This is a genomic window from Amphritea sp. 1_MG-2023, assembly GCF_030547545.1.
In the GTDB taxonomy this organism is placed as follows: Bacteria; Pseudomonadota; Gammaproteobacteria; order Pseudomonadales; family Balneatricaceae; genus Amphritea.
The window spans coordinates 105,032-126,461 of record NZ_JAUOQE010000008.1 but is presented as its reverse complement, the minus strand read 5'-3'; the positions used below and the strand labels follow the sequence as shown (position 1 = coordinate 126,461).

22 protein-coding genes are annotated in these 21,430 nt (G+C 49.1%); 5 read left to right on the top strand and 17 right to left on the bottom strand.

The window, feature by feature from the left end:
• Positions 1-14: 14 nt before the first annotated feature.
• From Q4488_RS06720 to Q4488_RS06690, 7 genes are all read right to left on the bottom strand, one after another.
• Positions 15-1,214 (bottom strand): acetylornithine transaminase, encoded by a 1,200-nt coding sequence (locus tag Q4488_RS06720; RefSeq protein ID WP_303579709.1) that lies wholly within the window; start codon positions 1,212-1,214, stop codon positions 15-17.
• A 284-nt stretch (positions 1,215-1,498) separates the two neighbouring features.
• Entirely contained in the window at positions 1,499-2,944 is a 1,446-nt protein-coding gene (locus Q4488_RS06715; protein WP_303579708.1) for a lyase family protein, read from the bottom strand.
• Positions 2,945-3,022: 78 nt separating this feature from the next.
• Positions 3,023-4,165 carry a flavohemoglobin expression-modulating QEGLA motif protein gene (locus tag Q4488_RS06710; protein ID WP_303579707.1) on the bottom strand — a complete coding sequence of 381 codons (1,143 nt, stop codon included), beginning with the start codon at positions 4,163-4,165 and terminating at the stop codon, positions 3,023-3,025.
• A 184-nt stretch (positions 4,166-4,349) separates the two neighbouring features.
• The gene (gene ptsP / locus Q4488_RS06705; protein WP_303579706.1) at positions 4,350-6,608 is read right to left on the bottom strand and encodes a phosphoenolpyruvate--protein phosphotransferase; all 2,259 of its coding nucleotides are present in this window, start codon (positions 6,606-6,608) and stop codon (positions 4,350-4,352) included.
• A gap of 107 nt (positions 6,609-6,715) precedes the next feature.
• Complete coding sequence (locus Q4488_RS06700) at positions 6,716-8,239, bottom strand: glycosyltransferase family 39 protein (RefSeq protein WP_303579705.1); 1,524 nt, start codon at positions 8,237-8,239, stop codon at positions 6,716-6,718.
• A 162-nt stretch (positions 8,240-8,401) separates the two neighbouring features.
• On the bottom strand, positions 8,402-9,034 hold the full coding sequence (locus Q4488_RS06695) for a 2OG-Fe(II) oxygenase (RefSeq protein ID WP_303579704.1): 633 nt from the start codon (positions 9,032-9,034) through the stop codon (positions 8,402-8,404).
• Between the two features lie 158 nt (positions 9,035-9,192).
• On the bottom strand, positions 9,193-9,660 hold the full coding sequence (locus tag Q4488_RS06690) for a hypothetical protein (RefSeq protein ID WP_303579703.1): 468 nt from the start codon (positions 9,658-9,660) through the stop codon (positions 9,193-9,195).
• Between the two features lie 297 nt (positions 9,661-9,957).
• Here Q4488_RS06690 and Q4488_RS06685 point away from each other — a divergent pair, with 297 nt between their 5' ends.
• Positions 9,958-10,161 carry a hypothetical protein gene (locus tag Q4488_RS06685; RefSeq protein WP_303579702.1) on the top strand — a complete coding sequence of 68 codons (204 nt, stop codon included), beginning with the start codon at positions 9,958-9,960 and terminating at the stop codon, positions 10,159-10,161.
• 161 nt (positions 10,162-10,322) lie between these two features.
• On the top strand, positions 10,323-10,628 hold the full coding sequence (locus tag Q4488_RS06680; protein WP_303579701.1) for a cytochrome c5 family protein: 306 nt from the start codon (positions 10,323-10,325) through the stop codon (positions 10,626-10,628).
• A gap of 83 nt (positions 10,629-10,711) precedes the next feature.
• On the opposite strand, the gene Q4488_RS06675 is transcribed toward Q4488_RS06680, so the two are convergent.
• The gene (locus Q4488_RS06675; RefSeq protein ID WP_303579700.1) at positions 10,712-11,665 is read right to left on the bottom strand and encodes a flagellar motor protein MotB; all 954 of its coding nucleotides are present in this window, start codon (positions 11,663-11,665) and stop codon (positions 10,712-10,714) included.
• 14 nt (positions 11,666-11,679) lie between these two features.
• Complete coding sequence (pomA, locus tag Q4488_RS06670; protein WP_303579699.1) at positions 11,680-12,444, bottom strand: flagellar motor protein PomA; 765 nt, start codon at positions 12,442-12,444, stop codon at positions 11,680-11,682.
• Positions 12,445-12,671: 227 nt separating this feature from the next.
• On the opposite strand from pomA, the gene Q4488_RS06665 reads away from it, so the two are divergent.
• The 3 genes from Q4488_RS06665 to dxs are packed head-to-tail and all read left to right on the top strand — an operon-like array spanning position 12,672 to position 15,602.
• Positions 12,672-12,911: an exodeoxyribonuclease VII small subunit gene (locus Q4488_RS06665; RefSeq protein ID WP_303579698.1), complete on the top strand. Its 240-nt coding sequence runs from the start codon at positions 12,672-12,674 to the stop codon at positions 12,909-12,911.
• Between the two features lie 4 nt (positions 12,912-12,915).
• Complete coding sequence (locus tag Q4488_RS06660; protein ID WP_303579696.1) at positions 12,916-13,797, top strand: polyprenyl synthetase family protein; 882 nt, start codon at positions 12,916-12,918, stop codon at positions 13,795-13,797.
• Positions 13,798-13,802: 5 nt separating this feature from the next.
• Complete coding sequence (gene dxs, locus Q4488_RS06655) at positions 13,803-15,602, top strand: 1-deoxy-D-xylulose-5-phosphate synthase (RefSeq protein WP_303579717.1); 1,800 nt, start codon at positions 13,803-13,805, stop codon at positions 15,600-15,602.
• Between the two features lie 79 nt (positions 15,603-15,681).
• Here the strand turns inward: dxs and ribA are convergent, their stop codons facing one another.
• The 8 genes from ribA to ribE form a co-directional block, all read right to left on the bottom strand.
• Positions 15,682-16,314 carry a GTP cyclohydrolase II gene (gene ribA / locus Q4488_RS06650; protein ID WP_303579695.1) on the bottom strand — a complete coding sequence of 211 codons (633 nt, stop codon included), beginning with the start codon at positions 16,312-16,314 and terminating at the stop codon, positions 15,682-15,684.
• 108 nt (positions 16,315-16,422) lie between these two features.
• Positions 16,423-17,769 (bottom strand): sensor histidine kinase, encoded by a 1,347-nt coding sequence (locus tag Q4488_RS06645; RefSeq protein ID WP_303579694.1) that lies wholly within the window; start codon positions 17,767-17,769, stop codon positions 16,423-16,425.
• Positions 17,766-18,428 (bottom strand): response regulator transcription factor, encoded by a 663-nt coding sequence (locus Q4488_RS06640; RefSeq protein WP_303579693.1) that lies wholly within the window; start codon positions 18,426-18,428, stop codon positions 17,766-17,768. Before Q4488_RS06640 ends, Q4488_RS06645 begins: the two co-directional genes overlap by 4 nt.
• Before the next feature lie 4 nt (positions 18,429-18,432).
• Entirely contained in the window at positions 18,433-18,765 is a 333-nt protein-coding gene (locus Q4488_RS06635; protein WP_303579692.1) for a PepSY domain-containing protein, read from the bottom strand.
• Positions 18,766-19,010: 245 nt separating this feature from the next.
• Positions 19,011-19,484: a phosphatidylglycerophosphatase A gene (locus Q4488_RS06630; protein WP_303579690.1), complete on the bottom strand. Its 474-nt coding sequence runs from the start codon at positions 19,482-19,484 to the stop codon at positions 19,011-19,013.
• A gap of 4 nt (positions 19,485-19,488) precedes the next feature.
• The gene (gene thiL / locus Q4488_RS06625; RefSeq protein ID WP_303579689.1) at positions 19,489-20,463 is read right to left on the bottom strand and encodes a thiamine-phosphate kinase; all 975 of its coding nucleotides are present in this window, start codon (positions 20,461-20,463) and stop codon (positions 19,489-19,491) included.
• 10 nt (positions 20,464-20,473) lie between these two features.
• The gene (gene nusB, locus Q4488_RS06620) at positions 20,474-20,953 is read right to left on the bottom strand and encodes a transcription antitermination factor NusB (RefSeq protein ID WP_303579688.1); all 480 of its coding nucleotides are present in this window, start codon (positions 20,951-20,953) and stop codon (positions 20,474-20,476) included.
• 1 nt (position 20,954) lies between these two features.
• Positions 20,955-21,428: a 6,7-dimethyl-8-ribityllumazine synthase gene (ribE, locus tag Q4488_RS06615; RefSeq protein ID WP_303579687.1), complete on the bottom strand. Its 474-nt coding sequence runs from the start codon at positions 21,426-21,428 to the stop codon at positions 20,955-20,957.
• Positions 21,429-21,430: the final 2 nt, after the last annotated feature.

Below are 21,430 nucleotides of genomic sequence, written 5' to 3'. Positions count from 1 at the left end.
TTAGCCATTATGCATTACTCTTCTGTTAAGGCGCGTAGCACTTGAGTGAGGATAGCGATACCTTCATCCACCTCATTTTCCGTTAGCGTCAATGCCGGCATAAAGCGTAACGTATCCTCTCGAGGCGCATTCAACAACAGGCCCGCTTCTCGGGCGAGTTCGACAATACGCGGCGCAGATACCTCGGCGGTATTTATCGCCAGCAACAAGCCTTTACCGCGCGTTGCCCCCAACGCAAAGGTATCAGCTAAGCTCGCCAGCTGTTGACAAAAATAGTCACTCACTCGATTAACTTGGGCTAGGAATCCCTCGGTTAACACCTCGCCTAAGACGGCAGCAGATACCGCACACACCAATGGGTTACCGTTGTAAGTGCCGCCCTGATCACCATAATCAAAGCAACTGACCGCTTTATCGATCAGCATCGCGGCAATCGGCACGCCACCGCCTAAGCCTTTGCCCAAGGTCATGATATGTGGCTGAGCCTGATACTGCTGATAGGCAAACAGGCTACCGGTACGACCTATCCCCGTTTGCACTTCATCGACAATCAATAGCACATTATGCTGTTTACACAGCGCATCAAGCCCCGCGACAAATTCAGCATCGGCCGGAATCACCCCCGCTTCACCCTGAATTAGCTCTAACATAATCGCGACGGTTTGCTCATCGATAGCCGCTGCAGTGGCCGCTAAATCATTATAGGCAACCTTGGTAAAGCCGCTCACCTTCGGTTCAAATAAAGGGGTAAATGCCGCTTTACCGGTCGCCGACATCGTCGCCAACGTTCGTCCATGAAAGCTATGATCAAAAGTAATGATCTTATAAGCCCCCTGTTTGTGTTTTTGTCCCCACTTACGCGCGAGTTTAATCGCCCCCTCATTGGCTTCTGCGCCGCTATTGGTAAAGAAGACCTGATCGAATCTTGAGTGTTCACATAGCCGCTCGGCAAGCGTCAACATCGGCTGATTATAAAAAGCCGGGCTCGGGTTAATCAGTTGTGCCGATTGTTTTATCAGCGCCTGCTGCATCACCTCGGCACTATGTCCCAGCGTATTAACCGCCCAGCCCTGTATCCAATCGAGATAGCGTTTATCGTGCTGATCGAACAGGTAATGGCCCTCGCCACGTAAAAAACACAGCTCTGGCCGTGGAGTGATGGGAATAAGGTAGTTTTGCTGCGCTAACAATCCGTTTGTAGATGAGCTTTTCATCTGAGTATTCCTTATTAATCATTTATTTAAGACAAAAAAAACCGCAGAGTGTTAACCTGCGGCTGGTTTAGAATTTACTGAGCTTCGACGATTATCGTCGTCGGCTTTCAACACTCCAACAGACACAGGCAATCGATACACGGCGTCGCAATGTATTGAGGGAGTCGGTAACGGATTTGAGAGTATTGATCGGTGGTTTCATCGTTGTATGAGTATCGGACTAATTGACTTAACGGTCAATATGATTCAGCTAATTTTTCAAGCATAGCATCAGCGACGCGCCGCTATTCACCTGTGGAGCGACTTAACTGACGTGTCAAAACCGCCTGCATCAGCGCCGTAAACTCCGCTTGAGGATAATACCCCAACGTTTCAGCGGCCACGGCCAATGAACAATTATCTTGATGAGCCTGATGCACAATCGCCGAGGCAACATCATAACCCAGTTGCGGTGCCAGCAACGTAATCACAGAGAGATTATCTGCCATATGTTGTTCAATTTGTGGGGTATTCAGCGTTAATCCAGCGACACAGTGATGAGCAAATGATTGCATGGCATCGGTTAGCAGTTGCATACTTTCCATCAAATTATGAATAATTACCGGCCGATAGGTATTCAACTGTAACTGTCCCTGCGAGGCCGCCATCGAAACAGTCACATCATTACCAAACACCTGTAAACACACCATGCTCAGTGCTTCGCATTGAGTTGGGTTAACCTTACCCGGCATAATCGAACTCCCCGGTTCATTGGCAGGTAACTGCCACTCATTCAGGCCGCAACGAGGGCCGCTAGCCAACAAGCGAAAATCGTTAGCCAGTTTCAGCAGCACAGCGGCCAACTGTTTCAAGCCGCCACTAAAACGTAACGACGCATCCTCTCCCGACACCGCCGCATAAAGATTTTCATGGCTTACAAAGGGTAAACGGTAGTGTTGCGACAACACCTCGGCGACTTGCACGCCAAAACCGGCGGGCGCATTACTGCCTGAACCAACCGCCGTTCCCCCAATAGCGAGTTTATACACCGCGTCAAGGCTAACACTCAGCGCCGCTTGCGCCTCGGCTAGCTGACTAATATAGGCGGACAGTATCGCACCACCCGTTAACGGCAATGCATCCATCATATGGGTGCGACCAACGGTATACCGATCCGCAAATTGCCTTTGTTTATCACGCAGCATGTTCATAAGACAATCAATAGCAGGCAGTAACTGCGTATGACTCTGTTGCGCCACGACTAGATGCATCGCCGTGGGGAACACATCATTAGATGACTGCGACATATTGACGTGATCATTGGCATGAATCGCCTGAACGGTTGCATTAGCCGGTTGCGCCTTTTCTTGAAAACGGTTTGCCAATGTGCAGATCACTTCGTTGACATTCATATTGGTCTGAGTGCCGGACCCCGTTTGCCAAACACGTAGCGGAAACTGATCCCGATGTTCACCCTGCAATAACGTATCACACGCTTGAATAATAGCCCGATAATGCTCCTCGGATAGATGCCCTTGCGTCTGATTGACTACCGCGCAAGCACGCTTAATAGCCACCAGCGCAATAATAAAATCCGCCTCAAAACACTGTTTACCAATATTAAAATTAATCAGTGAGCGCTGAGTCTGCGTGCCCCAAAGCGCGCCCGGCTCAACCTCGATCGGCGCAAAATGATCGCTGATTTTCTCCTGTTTATGGCTACCCTTAGTGTGTTTACGCTCGGTTTTCATGTCTCGCCTCAGTGAATCCAGAACGCGCTAACGCGCGGTTAGTTATCACTCTAATATAGGCTAACTAAGGCCACTTCTCTATTTAATGGCATGCGTAATAAATTGTTGAACGGCATCATTTTCAACCGGGCGAGCGATCGCTGGACTGAGCAATCTCGGTTTATGTAGATACCCCTTATCGATCAGGCGCGTAATTAATGGCAACTGCGCAATCGACACCTTACCACTCAGGAGATTGTTAAAATCGGTCCGCGTTTCATAGGCATTGAGCATTTGATGCAGCCCCTGCAAGTAAAGATAATCTTTGCAAAGACCGCCGCCGCGATAGACCCGTGCGGTGATGGTAAACGCTTGTTCATCCGCAACATGATGTTGCTCTTTAAGTAGTAGGAAGGTTTTTTTAAAGTCCTTTTCTTCGATCATCGATTTAACCGCTAATACCCGCAACGCCAGCACTTTCAAGCGAGGTAGCGTCATAAACCCAGCGAGATACTCACTCAGTATCGCGAGCCCTTCTTGAGTCATGGTGTTCACTGGGCTACCCATACCCAATACCCGAAGCGGCTGACTGCGAGCATTGAGCGTTGTCACCAGATGCACTCCCAACTCATGATGCGCTAACGCATTCGCCTCGGTTTCGGAAATAAGTGCTGCCCGATTCACTTTAACGGTGGTCCCCGATACCAGTGCATTAGCGATAAGACTATCTTCGAGTTTGATCTGATACTGATAGTTTTCCGCCTGTGCAAACGCCTCGAGTTTGGCGACGATATCCGCCGCGCCGAGCAGCGTATCGTTGCTTTCTTCGAGATCAGGCAGGTGCAAAATAAAATTGGCATTGCGACAATCTTTCTCGCTTGGCTCGCCGTAATAGCGTAACGAATCGTATAAAAAATCCGCTGTACCGATCGATTTATATTGATCAATCTTATCCACATAAGATTCGATCACACTACTGTAAAGTGTGACCAAATCGTCATCACCGAGCTCATCAATGGGTAAGTTAAACAGATCTCGCTTCAGGCGAAAGGCATCGATCGGCTTAGTTGCATAAGTGAATACAGGGCTTTGAGAGAAATTCGACGCAAAAAACGCCTGCTTTTCTTGACGAAAATTCTGCGGTGCCACCGCATCAAGAATATTGATCCCTTTTACTTGCTCAAACAGGGCATTATCTAACACCTGAATCGACGTCGACAACACATCATCACGCTCAATCATACGCAGTTTCCTGACCCGTTTAGGGTCGAATAAACACAGGGGCCTCGACTGATTAACGCTCTCAGCAAGGTTAATACTCTTTAATAGCGTTTATTCGCCCGCTTGACCAGCAATACTTTGACCGATGACGCCCGACCCCAAGTCAGTTAAACCATAGCCCCTTAATCGAGCCGCCGTAAGTCTATCAACGCGGTGCAGACTCATTAAATAATAATTGCTTTGAGGCTAAAAATTGCTGCCCTTTTTGTCGTATAGCAGTCGCGTTATCCAGTTGTAGCACGTCCATCAACAAGGCTTGCGCTTCCGCTTGAGCGATCTCCCGCACAATCCACTTAATCAATGGAATTTTCGCCGCACTCATACTCAACTGCTGAATGCCCATTCCCAGCAGTAGGACCACCGCGATCGGATCAGAGGCCATCTCACCGCAGACACTCACCGGTAAACTCAACGCTTTAGAGGTCGTCACGATGCGCCTCAACTCATGTAAGACCGAGGGATGCAGAGGATCGTACCATTTGCCAACCAATGGGCTATTGCGATCCAATGCTAGTAAATACTGACTCAAGTCGTTGGTGCCAATCGAGATGAAATCCAATTTGTTACGCCAGAAAGGCAGCAACGCGATACAGCTCGGTACCTCCACCATAATACCAATCTTCGGCAGACAAACCGTCATGCCTTCATCGAGTAACTGCTGATGCACCTCATTGAGCACGGCGAGACACGCATCAAGTTGCTCGGTTGAGGCGATCATCGGTAACATTAAATGGACCTGCTCATTGCCTGCCGCTGCGATTAAGATGGCCCGTAACTGTGTAATTAATAGTGGTAAGTTATCCAGCGTATAGCGTATACCTCGCCAACCCAATGCCGGATTATCCTCCTTCACCACCGGCAGATAGGAAAGCGGCTTATCCGCACCGATATCGAGCGTTCTGAAGTACACCGGTTTATCTTTATAATGACGAATCAGGTTTCGATAGATAATCTCCTGATCATCTTCCGAGGGTAAACTAGAACGAATCATAAACGGCACTTCGGTACGAAACAGGCCGATCCCTTCGGCGCCATATTTCAATCCGGGTAAAACATCCGCTTGTAACCCCGAGTTAGCCAGTAACGTGATTCTGACACCATCGGTGGTCACCGCGGGCAGTTGACTATCGGCCTGTAAGCGGGTCTCAAGGGTACGTCGGTCAGACAGGGTTCGTTTATATTCTCTCAGCGTACTCGGGCCAGGCGAACAGACAATTTGTCCCGCATCACCATCCACCACGACTTGATCGCCATTCAATACCGGGACCTCACCGACCCCCATCACAGCAGGAATGCCCAATGCATTGGCAAACACCGCAATATGAGACAGCGAACCACCGGCAAAGCAGACAATGCCCGCCAACCGCTCGGTGGTCAAATTCACGATATCAGATACGCTAATCTGATCCCCCACTAAAATGAGTGGTTCACTCCCCTCTGGCATATCCGCGTCGGCGCTTGCCTGCCAAATCTGATAGAGCTTTGCACCGAGTTGCTGTATATCCTCGTGTCGTTCCCGTAAATAGGGATCATCCATCGCTTTAAACTGATCAGAAAAGAACCCTACCGACTGTTTGATCGCCCAAGGCAGCTGAAACCCAGCGGCAATCTCATCCGTAATCCGCTGTTCAAAGGTGACATCTTGTAACAACATCTGATAAGCATCGAGTACGGATGCCAATCCCTCGCCCAAGCTGTCTTTAACCGTATTACGCTCATACTGAAGCTGTTTAAGCGCTTCTGATTTAACCTGCTGCCAACGGCTATACTCCACTTCGATATTAGTCGCCTTAAGCTTTTGAATATCCGCCAGCCGAGGCAGACTACGCATGTAAACACGGCCAATCGCCACACCTTGTGCACCACTTATCCCTGAATAGTGCTTCGCTTTCGAACGACCGGGAAATACCTCTTTGGGATAAGTCGCTAACAACGTCGCCAGATGGGTTGCTAGGGTTGAAAGTAGCGCAACGTACTCGGATGATAAAATTTCTGGACGACGCGTTTGCACCACCACGACACCGTAAACCTGCGCGCGATAAACCAGCGGTACGCCACAATAGCTATGGAAACGTTCCTCTTTCGATTGCGCGACAAAATAATACTCAGGATGCTGATCAGGCTCTTTAATATTAATCACACTTTGCATCTGCATCACATGACCAACCAAGCCCTGCTTAGCGGGTATCACCACTGAATGCTTCCGCACGAGGCCATGACTGGCCACCAGCCGCATACTCTCATCCCGCTGCTTCAAATACAGACTACAGACATCGACCCCTAGCGTCTCACTGATGGCATCGACAATATGTTGAATCTGCGCCTCAATGGTATTGGCTTTCGCTGCCGACTGAATGATTTGGGTGAGTTTTACAAGTGCGCTCTCACTGGAATCCTGCTTCATAACCCCCGCCTTGATTCTGTTTCTAAGTCCAATGCCATCAGACCCCATATAATAAGTACAACACCAGCTGCGCTGTCAGCTCTAACCCATAGTGAAGCTAAATATTGCTAGTTTTCTTGCGCTCGGTTACAGAGCAATTCTGAGCCCAGCAAGATATACCCGATGCGATATTCTCCCCTATCCGTATATCGATAAGGCGCACTAATATAATCCTGCTTTGATGCGCTGACGACAATACCTTGTTGTCGCAGAAACCTTGTCAACGTCTCAGGCATACTATCTCGCCGATTGGCATGCCAAGTGATGAGGCACTGTCCCACAACACTGCGCAGATGGCTGGCCACCGTAAAAAATTCAACTTTCGGACTTAAAATCCGCGCATTGTCGAAATACAGCGCTAGATTAGACGCCGACAAATTACTATCACCGATAATGGTACCACCGGTAAATCCTTGCTGCTTGAGTTGTTCAGCGAGCTCAGCCGATGGCAGTTGCATCCGATTAACATGCCGCTGTAGGTAGGGCGCCAACCAAAACTGACTGAAGCGCAACACAATCACAGTAACGGCGAAAAAGATAATCACCGAACGTAATAACATCTCCCGCTGGGCCGTTATCCCCATGGCATCGGCGCGACTGAGGAAATATAGCGGGAAGATAAACAGCAGCGGCTGAAACCAGCGGCTCTGAAAATGCGTCGCCCCCATTACCATAATCAAAACAATACATACCAGTAAAGCAGCCAATAAAAAACGTGCCATGAGTAACCGGTGAATATTCACATTATCAGCAGGTAATGCGCGATAGGCGGACGGAAATAACAAGGTCAACACCAGCCATACAAGGATCAAGAACTCTACCACACTCTTTGTCAGACTAGACAAACCACTGATCACCCCAGCTAGATAATCCATTTGTTGTGCTTCACCCATCTGGTTAGCGATAAAGCCACTAATCTGATGCTGATACGCCAGAGCCCATAACAGATGAGGTGTGACTAATAGCAACGCCAGCACAGCAGATATAAGGATGCGTCGGTCTAATAATAAACGTCGATAGCCCGGCAATGACACGGCAGCCAACAGGAGACTCAAGGCAAACAGCGCAAAGCTGTATTTCGCCAACATACCACATGCCAACAACACACCCAGAACCAAATAGCCACCGAGAGCGCGCTGTTGATAAATGCGGATAACCGTATAAAACATCGCCGCGGCAATCGCAGTGGCCAGTACCGAGTGAGTCAGATCTCGCACGGATTCCCAAGCGATACTGGGGATTAAAAACAGTGAAAGCGTCGCCAATAGGGCGATCCGAGGCTCGCGAATAAGGCTGCGTGCCGTCAGCCAAGTAAACAGATAGATGCCAAACAGTAATAACGACTTCAACAGGGCCAGTGCAAAGACCCCTTCACCGAAGAGTTGAAAAAAGGACCATTGAAGCCAGCTATAAAGCGGCGGCTGAGTGTTATATCCCCAAGCTAACTGCTGCCCGAGAATCAACTGTTCAGCTTCATCCAATTCCAACGTCCCTCCCATCGCCAAACGTATGAGTAGGTGCGTCAACACATAGCCAAGCAGTAACCCTATAAACAGTCGATAAGATGATACGGATTTAACAGAGAGGGACACCGGCAGTCCTTAATCTAAAAACTATCGAAGCCATATGTTATCACTGCGACAGGCAAAATCGAGCACTGTTCAGCTTCAAACTAACAATCAATTGCCTGTTATCACCAGCCTCCACTGATGCCTACCAATACAATGTCTAGGGCTGTGCCGCTATCGTAACGATCAGCTATCGGGATCTATTCTTTGGCTATTGCCGCTGTTAATGCGAAACCAACCGGCAATACTATAACGGTCTGTCTGAGCGGGTAGCACTTCATGCGGAAACTCTTCACTCAGAAACACCACTAACGTGCCAAACTCCGGTATCACCCGCAACAACGGAACATCGCCGTTATCCGGATAGATTAATAGCTCACCGCCATCCTCAGGCTGCCAATCCGTATTCAGATATGTCACAACCGATAGCACTCGATTTTGCTGCCCTCGAAAGGCATCTCGATGTTTTTTATAAAAATCCCCCGCCTGATAATGAGCATAATGACTTTCAAATGAAAACAATCCCAAAAATAGACGCCGGTTGATCGCCTGCTGCAGCTCACCCGCCCATCTCAACCATTCACGTCCCGCCGCCGTATTATTATCGATCCAACAAATTTCATCCCGCCGAATCGTATCTGCTTTTACATGATCGTCCTGACGCCCAACACCCGCGCGACTAAATTGTTCAGCTGGCAAATGCCTAACTTCCTGCGCGAGTGCACGACAGAGTGGCTCGGGGAGTGCATGACTCAACACGGCATAACCTTGCTGATAAAGCGCTTCGGCTATCTGTTCAAAGACATCAGGGCTTGTCATTACTTATTCCTAATTTATTACAACATTCAATCATCGAGCATTGGATCGAAAAAACCTGTCATTGGCAATCAATATCAAACCCATAACGTCCCTCAATTGCCACTGATAAGCCATAAAAAAAGGCCGCTATAGCGGCCTCTTCTCGAAATATGCAGCCATTAGCTACGCCGATCGGCGGGGCTTCCTCGACGTTCATTCTGAGAAAACGAAGGCGCTACATCGGTACTACGTACATACCCCACCACACAACGTTCGGGATCAACAACATCGCTCAAGACTTCCTTCCATTTCTCCGCATTCAGCAGCACATGAGAGGAATCGCTAAATTCAAGCCAACCATTCTCGACCATCGCCTTGACCTTACGGCGTACCGTTTCATAAGGAATGCCGGTGGCGATACTGATCGAATGATTATTACAGGAAAAGCCTGCGATTGACTGACTATTGTCAGTTTCTTCACGTTGTCGCAATGCCCAAAGAGAGATCACATTAAAGATTATGGCGGATTTAATATCACCATCAAAGACGCGATAACAACGAATCAGAAAATCCGTTGAAAAAGAAACAAACCCCAGCTTCTGCGCCAACTCATCGGCATCATAACTGGCGCGCAGACTAGTCGGCATAACCCCTCCTGAAATGGTGTTTTTTATTTTATTTGAACGCATCACGCTAACAGTAGCTTTGTCCATACTTGCCCCTTTAGCCTCATTGTGGGTGAACAGCATTTATCACTCGTAGTGAAACCATTTTAGACGCAAAATTAAATCATCCTGTCATTCGAACAATAACAAGAACATATACTATTCTGTCCCCATACGGCAACAAAAACCCTGTGTTTTATAGGATTAATTCTAACGGAAACCTTTTTGTCACAATTTTCAGAGAGAATCATGGAGGAATAAATATAAAGGATTAACACAATGACGATGAACTCGACTGAACATCAAATCGCTCAGCTACTGCGCGATGGACATAGCCCCGATCAGCTACAAATGATGATTGATCTGCCCGCTGAGCAGGTCATGACACACTACGAGAACTATCTTAAACAACGTAAAATGCAGCAATTGAAAGCCTCTAATCAACATCATCAAGCCGCCTATGCAATGAGCCTGCGGCCATAATCACCGCGGCTAACGCTATATTCTGTTTTATTGATTCAGCTTCGATTAAGACCTTATAAGGTATTTACATAGCTATAGTCATACGCATAAACTGCGATGACTAAAATCCGGGGCCACTAACATGGCAGCTATTAACGGATACTAATAAAGGTGAAGGTGAAATGAAAAAGACAATAATGCTGGCAGTAACAGCCATGTTAATGACTCCCGTTGCAGCAATGGCTGAACGTGATGGCGCAACCCTCTACAACACCAAGTGTATCGCCTGTCACATGACCGGTGCCGCAGGTGCACCGCTATTCGGCAACGCAGAACAATGGGCGCCACGTGCCGCGAAGGGTATCGACGCTCTGCTGGTGACGGCAACCAATGGTATCAACGCAATGCCTCCGAAAGGGACGTGCATGGATTGTACTGACAGCGAACTTAAAAGCGCTATCCAATATATGCTCGACAACTCGAAATAAGCAACACACAACCCGAACCCGACATCAGTGTCGGGTTTTTTATGGCTAAAATTATCCGTGGATAGCGAAAGCTTTTTCGTCGATTAGAACACTTCTTCGGGTGCTAGTGGCTCAAAGCTCTGCCCATCTTCGCTCTGTGCTTTCAATTTTTCCAGTGCTTCAGTATCACTGCCCTTTTGAATAATAATCTCTACCCGACGATTCATACTGCGATTTTCAGCGGTATTATTGGGTGCCAACGGCTTGGTATCCGCGTAACCAATAATCGTGAAACGGGATTGATCAATACGTGGATCAGCAAACAGCTCATGCCCCACTGCCAGTGCCCGTGCTGTAGATAAGCCCCAATTAGACTCATACAGGCCGCCCGAGACGGGGATATTATCACTGTGCCCTTCAATCGCGACGTTGCCACCCACATTGAGTAAGACATCCCTAATCTTGGCAATCACCGGAATATAGGCAAATTTCAACTCGGCAGAACCCGAAGCAAACGATCCCTTCTCTTTTACTCGGATCACTATTTTTCGGCCTTCCGTATCGATCTCGACACTCCCCTGACCAATTTCCTGACGTAAAACGGCTGCAAACTCGACCGCTTCTGCCTTCGCCTGCGCCTCGGCTTGCGCTTCGAGTTGTTCTAGAATTTGCTGTAGTTGATCGGTGGTTTCCCCTTCAAGCTTATCCTGAATCTCCGATTCGCCTTCTTTGGTTCTCACATCAAGTGATTGCAAATCATTATTAAGCGTCATTTGCCGCACTTCATTCAACGGCGTAGGCTCTGGTCGACCTGGGCTAAACTCCTGCGCGATAATACTGGTGCCTTTGGGAATATCCTCTACCTTAACTTGATTCTGTACGCCAAAGGCTTCACGCATAGAGCCTGCTAACTGCTTAAACTTCAATACATCCATTTCGGAAAACGATAACAGCAGTACGAAAAAGCACATCAACAGTGACATTAGGTCGGCAAACGTCGCCAACCAACCGGGTAAACCTGCAGGACAGGGAGGGCATTCGAGTTCTTCATCGCTCATCCGTGTATCCCTCTTTAGCCTTGCTCAGCTGCGACTGCTCGCTTAGATTCCGGTAAGTAATTACGTAACATCTGCTCGATAACACGCGGATTCTGACCGGCCTGAATAGCCAGCAAGCTATCGATGATCAGCGCCTGATTAAGGGCCTCTTCATCCTTGCGGATAGAGAGTTTATCGGCAATCGGTAACGCAATCATGGTGGCAATCATCGCCCCATAGAGGGTGGTTAGTAGCGCCACCGCCATCGCCGGACCGATTGATTTCGGATCTGACATATTCGACAGCATCTGTACGAGACCAACCAACGTGCCGATCATGCCCATCGCCGGTGCGACATCGCCCATTGAGCTAAACACGCTAATGCCGGTCTGATGACGATCATTGGTGAGCTTCATCTCTTTATTCAGCAGTGTTTTGACAATATCGGGGTCATGACCATCCACCAATAACTGAATGCCGCGCTGCATAAAATCGCTGCTGACCTGTTTATCTTCCAAGGAGAGCAAGCCGCCTTTACGCGCAGCATCAGCCAGATCAACGGCCTCAGTAATAATGTCCTCTGGGCTGACGGATTTAAACAGAAAAGCCTTGGCGGCAATCTTCCCAACCCCAAGAAACTGACCCAGTGTAAACTTCATCAGCACCACCAGCAGCATGCCACCAATAACAATCAGTAACGACGGTATGTTGAAAAATACACCTGGATCTCCGCCTAGCACCATAGCGGCAATAACAATACCTAATGAACCAATCAAGCCAACCAGTGTTGCTAAATCCACACAAATCCCCTTTACGTATCCGTCATATCAGCAGTCACAGAGACTGATTAGCCTCTTGTTATCGCCCATGTAGCGGTAAAACTTTAACCGGATAATAGCAAAATTTTAACTCGGTTCCCCCTATATCACTCGGTTTAGAGTACAATTTATTCGCTTGTTTGACCCTGACCGGCATGGCCGGTAACTTGTCGCCTTTAAAATGGCTCAAATCGCCGACGGTAAGCTTTATGTGTGCAAAGAAAAAAACACCTGATTTTGAAACTTCTCTCGCTCAACTGGAGAGCATGGTTAACCAACTGGAACAAGGAGAGCTGTCCTTAGAACAGTCGCTGCAAACTTTCGAGCAGGGCGTTCGCCTCACGCGCGACTGTCAATCGATTCTCGCCGATGCTGAGCAAAAGGTGCAGATATTGATTCAACAGAACGGCGAATTACAAGCGACGCCCTTTAGCCTATCTGAGGAATAAGCGGATGGATGCTAAGCCGCTGTTACAGCAATATCAGCGCCGCGTCGAACACCGCTTGCAAACGGTGTTAAGCCGCTCTGGTGATGCGGAGAAAGTCCGTCAGGCAATGCAATACTCACTGTTTAATGGCGGAAAGCGTGTGCGGCCCGTATTAGTGTATATGGCTAATCAGTTACTCAATGGTTCGCTAGAACATGCCGATGCCGCCGCTTGTGCGATCGAGTGTATTCACAGTTATTCGCTGGTGCATGATGATCTGCCGGCCATGGATGATGATGCTTTACGTCGTGGAAAACCCACCTGCCATATTGCCTTTGATGAGGCGACCGCCATTCTTGCGGGTGATGGTTTACACGCGTTGGCGTTCCAACTGTTAGCCGATGAGCACTCACTGCCGGCAGAGATTAATCTGAAAATGCTCAGAACCTTAGCCTTCAATAGCGGTTATCAGGGTATGGTAGGCGGTCAATCTATCGATCTCTGTAATGAAGGTAAACAGATCAATATTGAACAACTCGAGCGGATGCACCGACATAAAACCGGCGCACTGATCAACGCTAGTATCGAGCTAGGCGCATTATCCAGCACGCGCGCCACGGATGCCGATCTGCAAGCCCTGAATACCTACTCCCGTGCGATTGGTCTGGCGTTTCAGGTAAAAGATGACATTCTTGATATCGAAAGTAATACCGAGATACTGGGCAAACCTCAGGGTTCCGATCTATTGCATGAAAAGTCTACTTACCCGGCACTGTTAGGGATGGCGGGTGCCAAACAAAAACTAGACCAGCTCAACCAGCAGGCTCACGCCAGTATCGAATATTTTAACGCGGCCGCCGCACCACTGCATTGGCTGGCCGACTACATTGTTGAGCGCCAGTATTGATCACTATGCTTTATGCCCTACCGGAAACCCGTCCGGACACGCCGTTACTCGACAGTATTAACTCACCCGCCGACCTGCGGAGCCTCACAACGAAACAACTGCCAATACTGGCCGAGCAATTACGCGCCTTTTTCCTCTTTGCCGTCGGTCAGACCGGTGGACATTTTGGCGCCGGCTTAGGTGTGACGGAACTGACTATCGCTCTGCATTACCTGCTCAACACGCCCGATGATCATCTGATTTGGGATGTAGGCCATCAAAGTTATCCCCATAAAATTCTCACGGGTCGCCGCGAAGCTCTACTGACTATTCGACAGCGAGATGGACTAGCCCCCTTTCCTCGAATCAAAGAGAGCGTCTACGATAGTTTTGGTACGGGTCACTCCAGCACCTCCATCAGTGCCGCGCTGGGGATGGCCCTAGCCGACCGACTACAAGGCTTAACCCATAAAACGGTTGCCGTTATCGGTGACGGTGCGATGACCGCCGGTATGGCCTTTGAAGCGCTCAATCATGCGGCACATACGCATGCCGATCTGCTGGTGATTCTGAATGACAATGATATGTCAATTTCACGCAATGAAGGCGGCCTGGCCACCTACTTAGCGAAAAACTTAAAAGATAGCATGGGCGCCACTTCCGCCTCGCTCTTTGAAGCACTCAATTTCCATTATAACGGTCCGATTGATGGCCATGATTTCAACCAGTTATTGCCGGCTTTAGAGCACGCATTAAACAGTTCAGGCCCGCAGTTTCTGCATATTACGACGATTAAAGGCAAAGGCTTTGCCGCGGCAGAAAAAGATCCGGTGGGCTATCACGCGATTACCAAAATCGAACCTATCACTCAGGCTGCGGCGCATCAGCCGACCCCAAAAGCGAAACAAGTAAATTACGCCAATATCTTCGGTCGCTGGATCTGCAATCTGGCCGAGCACGATGCTCGCACCATCGCGATCACACCCGCGATGAGCGAAGGCTCCGATCTTATCGAGTTTTCTCAACGCTTTAATGATCGCTTCTTTGATGTCGCCATTGCCGAACAACACGCTATCACATTGGCTGCCGGAATGGCCTATCGTCAGATGAAACCCGTTGTCGCCATCTACTCCACCTTTTTACAACGGGGTTATGATCAGCTCATTCACGATGTCGCGATTCAAAATCTCGATATCCTCTTTGCCTTGGATCGCGCTGGGCTGGTCGGCGAAGATGGTGCAACCCATGCCGGCAGCTTTGATATCAGCTACCTACGCTGTATTCCCGATATGGTCATCATGACCCCGGCTGATGAACAAGAGCTAGTGAATCTATTACAAACCGGCTATGAACACGCGGGACCAGCAGCCGTTCGCTATCCCCGAGGCAAAGGCCCTGGTAGAGCCGTCAGCACACCTAGCAAGATTCCGTTAGGTAGGGCTCGAGTGTTACGTCAGGGCGTGCAGGGAGTCATCTTAAACTTCGGTCCCTTACTGCAGGAAGCGGAGAGCGCCGCGACACAGCTAAATCTATCATTAGTGGATATGCGATTTGTTAAACCGCTTGATCAGGCGTTGATCGATCAGTTGGTATTAAACCACCCGCTGTTGATTACACTCGAGGATCATGTGATAGCCGGTGGAGCTGGGGCTGCCGTCGGCGAGTATCTCAATGCTCAGCAATACAGCAATTCGCTACTTAACCTTGGCATCCCTGATCGCTGGATCGAACATGCGACCCGTGCCGAGCAATTAACTGAGTGTGGTTTAGATAGTCAAGGGATCGTCGCCGCCATCGCGCAACGTCTAGCGATATTGCCCTCGTAAACGCTTGCCTAACCTAACACCCAGGCAGCCAGCCAATCACTAGCAGACACAAAAAAACCGGCTTCAAGAGCCGGTTTTTTTAACTGTTGGATTCGTCGTCAGGCGCTTCACTTTGAAAGTGATGTTCCGTCATCAGGTGACCGAGCTTACCCATCTTCGTTGCTAAGTAATGTTCGTTATGACGATTTTTACCCACTTGTAAAGGCACTCGAGCGGCGACTTTTAAGCCGTACTGTTGCAACGCTTTCACCTTACGGGGGTTATTTGTCATCAGTTTAACGCTATCGATACCAAGATGAGCCAACATTTTCTCGCACATGCTGTAATCACGCATATCTGCGGCAAACCCTAGCTTCTCGTTTGCTTCAACGGTATCAGCCCCGCCATCCTGTAGATGATAGGCTTTAATCTTATTCAGTAGACCGATACCTCGGCCTTCCTGACGGAGGTAGAGCAACACTCCGCAGCCCTCTTCGGTAATCCGCTTCATCGCTTCCTGCAACTGAAAGCCGCAATCACAACGCAATGAAAACAATGCGTCTCCCGTTAAGCATTCAGAATGAATACGCGCGAGAACCGGTTCTCCTGAACTGAGGTCACCATAGGTCAGCGCCACATGTTCTTTTCCCGAAGCTAGGTCTTCAAACCCAACCATTGTAAAAACCCCCCAAGGGGTCGGCAGCTTAGACGATGCGACATACTTGACTGACACTGAGGTATTCCTTCGAAAAATAAGGCGGCTATTTTAGCAGTGATACGCCGTTTGACATACCCCTGTAATGGGGGCAAAAACAGATTATTAAAGGTATCCGCGATGAATTTAAGCTTGTAGTTGAAGATTCACCTGTCGCGGCAACATCACTTGCACCTCGAGGCCGCCTAGTTGCGCCGAAGATCCCAGCATAAATCGGCCCTGATACTGACGCACAATCTCACTAATAATACTCATTCCCAAGCCATGCCCATTGGTCGATTCATCTAGCCGCTCGCCTCGATTCATCAGCCGTTGACGCGTATCGGCAGCAATGCCAGGGCCATCATCTTCAATAATCAACTCCAGACAATGTTCATCCATATGCGCTTTAATACGAATACGACTGTTCGCCCATTTACTCGCGTTATCCAACACATTACCCATGAGTTCAACCAAGTCGTCCCGTTCGCCGGGGAAATAGCTTTTCGCACTAATATCGAGTTCAAACACCAAGGCTTTTTCCCGATAGATCGCTTTGAGCGTGCGAATCAGTTTCTCCAACTCATCACCGACATAGATCCGCTGTCCGGGTAAGGCCGCCCCAGCAATCCGCGCACGAGTCAGCTCTCGCTCGATCATCTCCCGTAGACGCTGCGACTGTTCTTTAATGCTCAAGCCCTCATCGACTCCCTGCTCCAGCAGGTTATCGATATGCCGATCAATCACTGTCAGAGGCGTTTTTGCGGCATGAGCCAAATTACCCACCGCATTGCGCGAGCGTTGCAGCCGTAACTCCATATTCTGAACCAAATAGTTAATTTCGGTAACTAATGGCTCGATTTCAGCGGTATGCGTGACTGATAATTGCCGAACATCGCCTGTTTTAAGCCGCTGAACATCCTCTTTAACGTCGGTGAGCGCCGCTAACCCACGACGGATAATAACAATCTGCAGTATCAGCAGAATCATTAAGCCGATAATACCCAGGCCAGCCAACAACCAACCCAACTGCTTCAGCGATGCTTCAATTCGGCTAATATCTTCAGCCAGCACCACCTGAATCTCACGGCCCTGTTTCATGAAGGTTTTGGCGTATACCAACGTCGGCTTATCATTCTGTTGAATCAGCCGAATATTCTCCTGACCGATATTCTGCCCCTCTTCGGTCGGGATTTGACCGTCCCACAGCGAGCGGGAGAAAAACCACTGATCATCAACGGCCACCTGAAAATAATGCCCCGACATCGGCTGCTGATACACCGACGAGGTGTTATCAACATTAATACGCCAACCCGCATCAACATCCATCTCGACGGCACGTAACACCGTATAGGCATCACTGGATAGCCGAGTCGCCACAAAATCATAGGCCATCTGTCGCAGAAACCAACTTTGCCCCACCCAAAATAACGTAAACAGCAGCAACGTCACCACAATAAAATTAACATTGAGACGGGATTGAATCGATTTCAACGGGCGGCTCCGAACACGTAACCCTGACCCCGTTTAGTCGAAATCATGTCATGACCAATTTTTTTGCGCAGCATCTTGATATAAGCTTCCACTACATTACTGTCGTTTTCTGCGCCATCATCATACATATGTTCCACTAATTGCAGTTTCGACAAGACTCGCCTAGGGTTATGCATCATATAACGTAATAAACGGAATTCGGTGCCAGTCAAGGCGACCTCCGCGCCATCCCGAATCACCGATTGCGTCTTTTCATCCAGCGTCAAACCCGAAGCTTCTAGCTGTGCGCTGATCTGTTGATTCGCACGTCGTAACAGGGCGGCCATACGTGCCAATAACTCTTCCGTATGAAAGGGTTTCGGCAGATAATCATCGGCACCGGCATCAAAACCATCCACCCGTTCCTGCCATGCACTGCGGGCCGTTAACACCAACACGGGGATATTATTCTTCGCCGCACGCCAGTGACGTAAGACCTCTAAGCCGGAGCGATCGGGCAAACCAAGATCCAAAATGACCAGATCATAGATATCCTCCTTACCCATAATCTCACCATCAATACCATTGACGGCGAGATCTACCGCATAACCCTGCTTAGCCAGCGATGTTTTTAGCTCAGGCCCTAATGCCGCATCATCTTCAACCAATAAAATACGCATCAACTTATCCTTCCTGTCTACTATTGAGAATAGCAGGGTCAACCACCTGACCGTCACGTGCATCAACGTAGAGCATACTCACCATGCCATCTTTAGCAGCAATCTCCATCTCGTAAATATAGACAGATCCTTTCTGTAACAGCTGAGTCTCGATAATTTTTCCCTCGGATAACGTGCTAACCAAGCGCATTAACTCACTCATAGAGAGAATCTCACCCGCTTCAACGAGCATCCGACAAACCTCGACATCGAGTTTTTTGATACCGAAGTCTTCGCTATATAACGGTGTAGAAGCTAACAACAATAAAAATATAATCTTTCTGATCATCGCTTTCATAATATCTCCACTGTTAATACCGCTAGGCTCTGCGTGTTAATCGATAGCTAATTAGGTTGATCACGCGCGATTGCTGAGCCTATTTATCGACTCGATAGCCGATGATGACGCGCTACGGCAACATACTTTTAGCCCAGCAATAGGCCTACCTTAATAACAAGGTAAAAAGATTAACAGGGGTGTCTGAACTCAAACTGAAAAGCATTGCCGCTCACCGATGGGCAGGCGACAGCAACGGCAGGTGTCTAGAGGAAAACAACCAACAACTGTAACACGGCTAGCGCCATCAACCCGGCCAGCACATCATCGAGCATAATACCTAAGCCACCGGCCACTTGTTTATCGGCCCAGCTAATAGGCCAAGGCTTGAGAATATCAAACACGCGAAACAGCACAAAACCGATCACAATCCAGAGCCAACCAGGTGGCGCGGCAAACATCGTAATCCAGTAACCGACAAACTCATCCCAGACAATCCCGCCGTGATCATGCACGCCCATGTCCGTCGAGGTTTTACCACACAGATAGATACCCACCACAAAACTCAGCAGCAGAACGGCCGCATACCCTACCAGCGATAACGGCTGCAGCAGCAAAAACAGTGGAATAGCGGCTAGCGTCCCAGCAGTGCCTGGGGCCCAAGGTGATGCCCCGCTGCCCAAACCAAAGGCCAAGAAGTGGATCGGATTTCGCCATACCGAGGGCGGCGCCTGATTCATCGGCTTATACCTTATGTTTATTAATAAAATGATTATAACCCTGAGGCTCTACCGGCCACACGCGCCCCCCCTCAGAGAATAAAATACCGGGCTTAGCTGAAATTTGCCCAATACAGGTCACCCCCACACGATGATCCCTTAACGCCCAACTCAGCTTCGGCTCAAGTATCGCGGGAACGGTAAAACAGAGTTCGAAATCTTCTCCGCCGGTCAATGCCCACTCTCGGGATTGCGCTGCACCCACCCATTGATGCAATTCCGCTGAAATGGGTAGCTCATCGGGATTAATCATCGCGCCAACATTACTCGCCTCTAGGATGTGATTCAGATCGGCCAATAAACCGTCGGAAACATCAATGGCCGCCGTCGCGTATTCCGCAATTAGCAGGGCGGTATCAATACGCGGCTCGGGTGTATAGAAGCGATGCTGAAGATAGGGTACCTGTGCGCCATGAATATTTTTCAACTGCGTTTCAAGCCCCCCTTTCGAATCCCCCAATGTCCCTGTGACAAAGATCCGATCTCCCGGACGGGCGCCGCTGCGCAACAACGCTTTACCTGGATGAGTCCAGCCATGCACTTGAATGCTCAGGGTTAATGGACCGCGAGTGGTATCCCCACCTATCAGTTGCACGCCATATTGACGCGCCAACTCGGCGAGACGAACACTAAACGCCTGCAACCAGATTGAATCGGTGCTCGGCAGCGTTAGCGCTAAGGTGAAAAAAGCGGGGGTTGCCGCCATCGCAGCCAGATCACTGAGTGCGGCCCCGAATAATCGCGAGGCCACTTTATCCCCACTGGTACCCGCCAAAAAATGGACGCCTTCAACCATGGTATCAATTGAAAGCACCAAGTCTCGATTCGCAGGCGGCGCGATCACGGCGCAATCATCACCCACGGCGAGCCGTACCGAGCCCGACTGATCATACCCTAGATCAGAGAAGTATCGCCGAATCAGCTCAAACTCGCCGCTCACCATGAGTCAATTAACGTCCGCGTTTCTTGGCGTTAATCTCTGTCATACGAACCCGGGCAGCCAGCTTATCCAAGATGCCGTTAACATACTTATGACTTTCCGTAGCGCCGAAAATTTTGGCCAGATCAACGCTTTCGTTAATCACGACTTTGTACGGCACGACAATGCGATGAATCAGTTCAAAGCTACCGATCCGCAGTACCGCACGCTCGATAGGATCAAGATCATCTAACGAGCGATCAAGAAACGGCTCATAGGCACGATCTAAATCCGCACGATTGGCCGGCACACCGTGCAACAACTCGCTGAAAAGATCGAGATCAGTACCAGACATATCATTATCCATGCGGAACTGCAGCTCAATATCGGTAACCGAGTTACCCGACATCTCCCATTGATACAAGGCCTGCAAAGCAAAGCTACGAGCCGCACGACGCATCTCAGTATGAGATAACTTTTTCTGTTTTTTAGGCGTACCAGTGTCGCTCATCTTAAACCTCAAGCTGACGTAGCAAGCTAACCATTTCCAGCGCAGACAACGCCGCTTCTGCACCTTTATTGCCGGCTTTAGTGCCAGAACGTTCAATCGCTTGTTCGATAGAGTTAACCGTCAGAATACCGTTAGCCACGGGAATACCATATTCCAAGCCAACCTGAGCGACCCCTTTAGAACTTTCACCGGAAACATATTCAAAATGCGGTGTACCGCCACGAATAACGGCCCCTAAGGCAATAATGGCATCATCTTTCTTCTGTTCGGCGACCTTCTGTACCGCCAGCGGGATTTCAAATGCACCCGGCACCCGCACCACGCGGATATTTTCAGACGCAACACCGTGTCGCTTCAACGTATCAATAGCACCTTCCAACAGACTCTCAACCACAAAGCTGTTAAAACGACCCACAACAATCGCGTATTGACCATTTCCGGTCAAAAAATCACCTTCAATATACTGCACTGACATAT